Annotated in this window: 2 protein-coding genes; one reads left to right on the top strand and one right to left on the bottom strand. The window is 41.4% G+C overall.

All coding sequences use genetic code 11. From position 1 onward, the window contains the following. The coding region (locus NSIN_RS09780; protein WP_449289574.1) for a hypothetical protein at positions 1-4,899 on the top strand (4,899 nt) is incomplete at its 5' end. 6 nt (positions 4,900-4,905) lie between these two features. On the opposite strand, the gene glyS is transcribed toward NSIN_RS09780, so the two are convergent. Further along, entirely contained in the window at positions 4,906-6,363 is a 1,458-nt protein-coding gene (gene glyS, locus NSIN_RS01295) for a glycine--tRNA ligase (RefSeq protein WP_101008993.1), read from the bottom strand. Between the last annotated feature and the right edge of the window lie 4 nt (positions 6,364-6,367).

The raw sequence follows: 6,367 nt of genomic DNA, 5'->3' as shown, positions 1-6,367 counted from the left end.
ACCAGATCAATCAAGAACCTTCAAGACTCACTCGGACTAAATGACAATACCGTCAACCCCCACGTATCCAGTCAAACAAAGCCACTCTCCGACTCACTCGGACTAAATGACAATACCGTCAACCCCCACGTATCCAGTCAAACAAAGCCACTCTCCGACTCACTCGGACTAAATGACAATACCGTCAACCCCCACGTATCCAGTCAAACAAAGCCACTCTCCGACTCACTCGGACTAAATGACAATACCGTCAGTCCACACATATCTATCAAGAACCTTCAAGACTCACTCGGACTAAATGACAATACCATTAGTACGCAAAACTCATTTGCAAAGCCACTCTCAGATTCACTCGGACTAAATGACAATACCGTCAGTCCACACATATCTATCAAGAACCTTCAAGACTCACTCGGACTAAATGACAATACCGTCAACCCCCACGTATCCAGTCAAACAAAGCCACTCTCCGACTCACTCGGACTAAATGACAATACCGTCAGTCCACACATATCCATCAAGAATGTTCAAGACTCACTCACACTCAACGACAATACCATTAGTACGCAAAACTCATTTGCAAAGCCACTCTCAGATTCACTCGGACTAAATGACAATACCGTCAGTCCACACATATCTATCAAGAACCTTCAAGACTCACTCGGACTAAATGACAATACCGTCAACCCCCACGTATCCAGTCAAACAAAGCCACTCTCCGACTCACTCGGACTAAATGACAATACCGTCAGTCCACACATATCCATCAAGAATGTTCAAGACTCACTCACACTCAACGACAATACAGTCAATGTACAAAATACACTCACAAAATCACTCTCCGATTCCCTATCACTCAATGACAATACCGTCAACCCACAAGTCTCAGTACTCAACCTCCACGACTCACTCACACTCAATGACAATACCGTCAACCCACAAGTCTCAGTACTCAACCTCCACGACTCACTCACACTCAATGACAATACCGTCAGTCCACACATATCCATCAAGAATGTTCAAGACTCACTCACACTCAACGACAATACAGTCAATGTACAAAATACACTCACAAAATCACTCTCCGATTCCCTATCACTCAATGACAATACCGTCAACCCACAAGTCTCAGTACTCAACCTCCACGACTCACTCACACTCAACGACAATACCGTCAACCCACACATATCGGTAGCAAATCTCCACGATTCCCTATCACTCAATGACAATACCGTCAACCCACAAGTCTCAGTACTCAACCTCCACGACTCACTCACACTCAATGATAACACAGTCAATGTACAAAATACATTTACAACAAATCTCCACGACTCACTCATACTCAACGACAATACCGTCAATCCACGTGTATCGATAAAGAACCTCCAAGACTCACTAGGACTTAATGATACCACTGTAAACATACAAAACTCATTTACAAAATCACTCTCAGATTCACTATCACTCAACGACAATACCGTCAACCCACACATATCCATCAAGAATGTTCAAGACTCACTCACACTCAATGACAATACAGTCAATGTACAAAATACACTCATACTCAACCTCCACGACTCACTCACACTCAACGACAATACCGTCAACCCACGTGTATCGGTAAAGAATCTCCAAGACTCACTATCACTCAATGACAATACCGTCAACCCACACATATCGGTAGCAAATCTCCACGATTCACTATCACTCAACGACAATACCGTCAACCCACACATATCCATCAAGAATGTTCAAGACTCACTAGGTCTCAATGACAATACAGTCAATGTACAAAATACACTCATACTCAACCTCCACGACTCACTCACACTCAACGACAATACCGTCAACCCACGTGTATCGGTAAAGAATCTCCAAGACTCACTATCACTCAACGACAATTCAGTAAATACTAGAGCATCTATCACTAAATTATTCCCAGAATCACTCACACTCAACGACAATACTGTCAGTGCACAAGCATCTATCACAAAATCACTTTCAGACTCGCTAGGACTCAACGATAGTGCAATCACTACACAAAAATCATTCACACAATCACTCTCCGATTCGCTATCGCTTACTCATTCCATCAAATTCAAGGGTGGAGTCAAGATCCAAGCATTGGATGAGAACAATCACCTAGTTGAAAATGCAACCTATACAATTACACCAGATCCAAATGGCGGCCCATCATCAGAAGTAGCAATTGATGGAGGCGCATTTGATCATGATGGTATCCACAATGGTGTAACTGTGGTAACCCTCATACCATTTGGACCCTACAATATAACCATGACTCACATTCCTACAGGATATAACGTACTTGGAAACTCTACAATCTATACAGTAGATAACAGCAACATCAATGGAACATCAATATTCAGACTAGTTGCTGTGTCCACAAATCTAAACACATTACCAAAAACTGTAATTACATCTGCACCAAACCTTAACGGTACAACACTTGATACTTGGAAGTCTTCATTTAATGCAATCAAGGTTAACGGTAGCACTTCTACTGTAATAGACGCAGTACAAAACTTGCCTCCAATCATATCTGCTGGAAATGTCAACCAATCACAGGTAACCTCTGCAATAAACAGTCAAGCATCTGTATTGTTACAAACATCATCATTTTCACAAAATACTCCAGGCTCTGATATTATCAAATCACTAGGCGTACCAACGTATTCTGTACCAAAGAGTGCCTCAGTAGTATCTGTAGTACCTACAGTAATTGCTGCACCTGATGCATCAAGTGCAAGCCAATCTATCACAACACCTCCACTTGACAAGATTGTTCCAGGTCAACAAATGTACATACCAGTTCAAAGTTCTATAATACCACCAACTGGAGGACTCAAACTCATGGACATCAAATCCAATAGTTCCAGTCCATCAAGCAACGCCACTAACGATTGGTTTGTAATCAAGACAATCAATTCATTACCGTCATCCAAACCAGCTTTGCCTTCTAATGACAAGCTTTCACTATACATCAATGTAACATACGCATATGAAGAAAATCACCGGGGCTTTAACTGGGGAGATCCACACAACTTTGCTACCCCGCCAAAACTAACATTACAGCTACCAAAGAACCCATCAGGAGTCAAAGTAGACTCTAATGGTTGTCCAGCATCTGATATTTTTGTATACGATCCTAGTACAAACAGCTGGACAACAAACCCAGTAACAATAATCTCTACTGCACCTACTGCAGGAAACAGCAATTCTTGTGATGTTGTAGTACAGACACAACACTTTTCACAATTTGCACTGGGAGCACCACCAGCCTCCTCTCCATCCCCATCTCCTGGATCCACATCTACTGGAACATCTAGTGTAGGTGGAGGTGGAGGTACAGGAACAGGATTCGGAGTGGGAACATATGGTACAGCATCAAACAATGGAGGAGGCGCAGGTCCTTATCTTAAGATAGAAAAGATATCTTATGAAACATGTGATAACCAGACTGCAATAATCCAAGTTGCAACAGATGTAAGTGATGTAGACCCAATGGTAATTGTCCGTACATCTGTAACTGGTGTAGTAAGTGCACAACTATTAGCAAACCAGCCATATGCACAAGAAAACTCCAACTCCACTATACGTCACCTAGTATACCAGGCCTCGCTTTCTCCAAAAGAGACATCATTTGAGGTAGTTGCACTAGAATCTATCAACCATAACATATTCTCAGTAGGAAAGACAGTTACTGTAAATGGATGCGGTGAAAACCTAGACTATACACAAACTGAAATCACAATATCACCTGTACAAGTAGACCTCTCTGCACCAAAGATATTTGATGTACGAGCCCAAGTAGGAAACGGAACCAAACAACCTGCCGACTCTACACAATTTGTGGACAACAAACCACTCACAGTGTATGCAATTGTGGATACACCGACACAGATGACATCAGCCGAGTTACGATCTGCAAGCATCTCAGATAACTCTGGACAATACAATGCAGTAACAATGAATGTTGTACCATTACAAATATCAAATAGCACATACCTCCTGTCTGGAACAATTTCATCTGGTCTCCTACAGACACCTGCAGTAAAATACTGGGTACATGTGGAAAATAGTGCAAACAAGAAGACAGACTCTGATATCTACACAATAGGAGTAAAACCAAGTTATCCAATTATTGGCAGCATTGATCTTGATGTCAAAGGTGCAAGAGCAGAGGGCACCACAGGTCATCCTACTGCATACTTTGTCAACAATTCTACTGGACCAGTCTATGGTAACATAGTGTTGGTAGCCAATGGAACTATAGTATATGCCTCCCAACCTCAAATCTTCAATACAGGACAAACTAAGGTAAACCTTGAATGGAAGACCAATACCGTTGGCAAGATCTCAAGCTACAGACTAGAAACAAGAGCGGAGATCTTTGGAAATGAGATTGTAGACAATACTCCACCCAATACAGTCACGTTCCCAGGAACATACAACATGCCTTTATCACATATATCTACTGTCAAGGATGTATTGCTAGGAAATGTGACTGTAGCCAAGGCATCAGTATTGTATTCATCATTTGTAAACGACGGCACAATGAGATACAAGGTGGTATCTCCAGACGGTACATGTGTAATTGGCCCAAGTGATAGCTGCCTTGTATCATCCTCCACAATTGGACAGGCAGGAGGAATAAAGTCAATTACTCTCGGGGATCAAGTTTACAGAGTACGATATACAGGATCTGATGACTCTCTTGAGAGATTCTCAATAACTTCTGCAGACTCACTTGGCGGAGACTGGAAAGTAGAGATTGACTCGACAAACACTATGGCACCTGTGGCTCATGCAATGGATGATACTATACTCAAGGTAAAATATAGAGCAGTAGATACTCCATTTATCACTGAAAATCCTTGACCTAAATTATGGGAATGCAGTTGCTTTTGCCAAATGTGAATCAAGCTCTGAGATCTTGATTCTTTCTTGACTCATAGAATCACGGTTTCGTATTGTTACGGTACCGTCCTCTAGTGTCTGGTGATCAATGGTAACTGCAAACGGGGCACCTACTTCATCAAGTCTTCTGTATCTTCGACCTATTGCACCCGAGTGGTCCAAAAATGCATCATATTTTTTTCGCAGTATCATGTAAACTTCTTCTGTCTTTTCAGCCAATCCGTCTTTTTTTACAAGGGACAAAACACCTACATGAATTGGGGACAAGTACGGCTCTAAGGAGAGCACTATTCTATCGTTTTCCTTGTCTTCACGGAGTCTGTGTTCTATCATGGTGTACAGACTTCGGTCTATTCCCATTGATATCTCAAAGACATGCGGCAAAACTTTGGTCTCCTCATCCATGACCTCAAATTTTTCCTTGCTTACACTTGCGTGATTTTTCAAATCATAGTCTGATCTGTAATTGCATGCAACAAGTTCAAGCCATCCAGTGTTTGTCTGTACTTCAAAATCAAATGCAACAGTGGCATAGAATGCCTTTTCCTTGTCTCCTAGTTTTCTAAATCTGCTTTTTGTTACATCAATTCCAGTCTTTTGGTAAAATTCTACAAGTAATCCTAGATAGTATGCAACAAGCTTGTTTGGCACCAAGCCCTGCTCCAAAGCTTCTTTGCATGTCACACTCTTTATGGTGTCATCTATCATTATTCGTATCTGGGTGTTTTCCACCTCTGCAAACTTGGCAAGATCATCAAGATTTCCAGGATTGCAAAAAACTTCTATTTCTGCCTGATAAAACTCTCTTAATCTAAGAAGGCTCTGCCTTGGCGATATCTCATTTCTGAAACTCTTTCCAATCTGTGCTATGCCTATTGGAAGTCTTCCTCGCATTGTCTTGTACAATCTTGGAAAATCAACAAAGATGGATTGGCATGTCTCTGGCCTAAGGTATGCAGATTCTCCCTGTGCTCCTATTCCCACTTTGAACATCATGTTGAATTTGTTTATCTTTTCAAAACTCCCTTTGCATTTGGTGCAGACAATTTTTTTCTCTTCTATTACTTTATCAAACTCTTCAAGATCTGCACTCTCTGGAACTGTTATACCTGTAATCTCTTCTATCATCTTGTCTGCCCTAAAGATTGATTTGCATTTGGTGCATTTTGCAATTGGATCTGCAAAACTTGCAAGATGACCAGAAGCAACAAAAACATTCTCTGACATTATCTGGGAACCATCAATCTCCCACATTCTGTCTCTTCTTACAAGTTCCCTTCTCCATAATTCAATGAATTTGTTCTTTAGGCTAACACCTGACGGACCATACTCCCAAAAGCCTGCCTGGGCGTCTGAATATATCTCACAGCTTGGAAAATAAAATCCACGCTCAAGTGCAAGTTGCATTATTTGTTCGTAATCCATAAAA

It is taken from the genome of Candidatus Nitrosotalea sinensis (assembly GCF_900143675.1).
In the GTDB taxonomy this organism is placed as follows: domain Archaea; phylum Thermoproteota; class Nitrososphaeria; order Nitrososphaerales; family Nitrosopumilaceae; genus Nitrosotalea; species Nitrosotalea sinensis.
The sequence above is the reverse complement of the archived record's forward strand: the minus strand, read 5'-3'. Positions and strand labels throughout refer to the sequence as shown.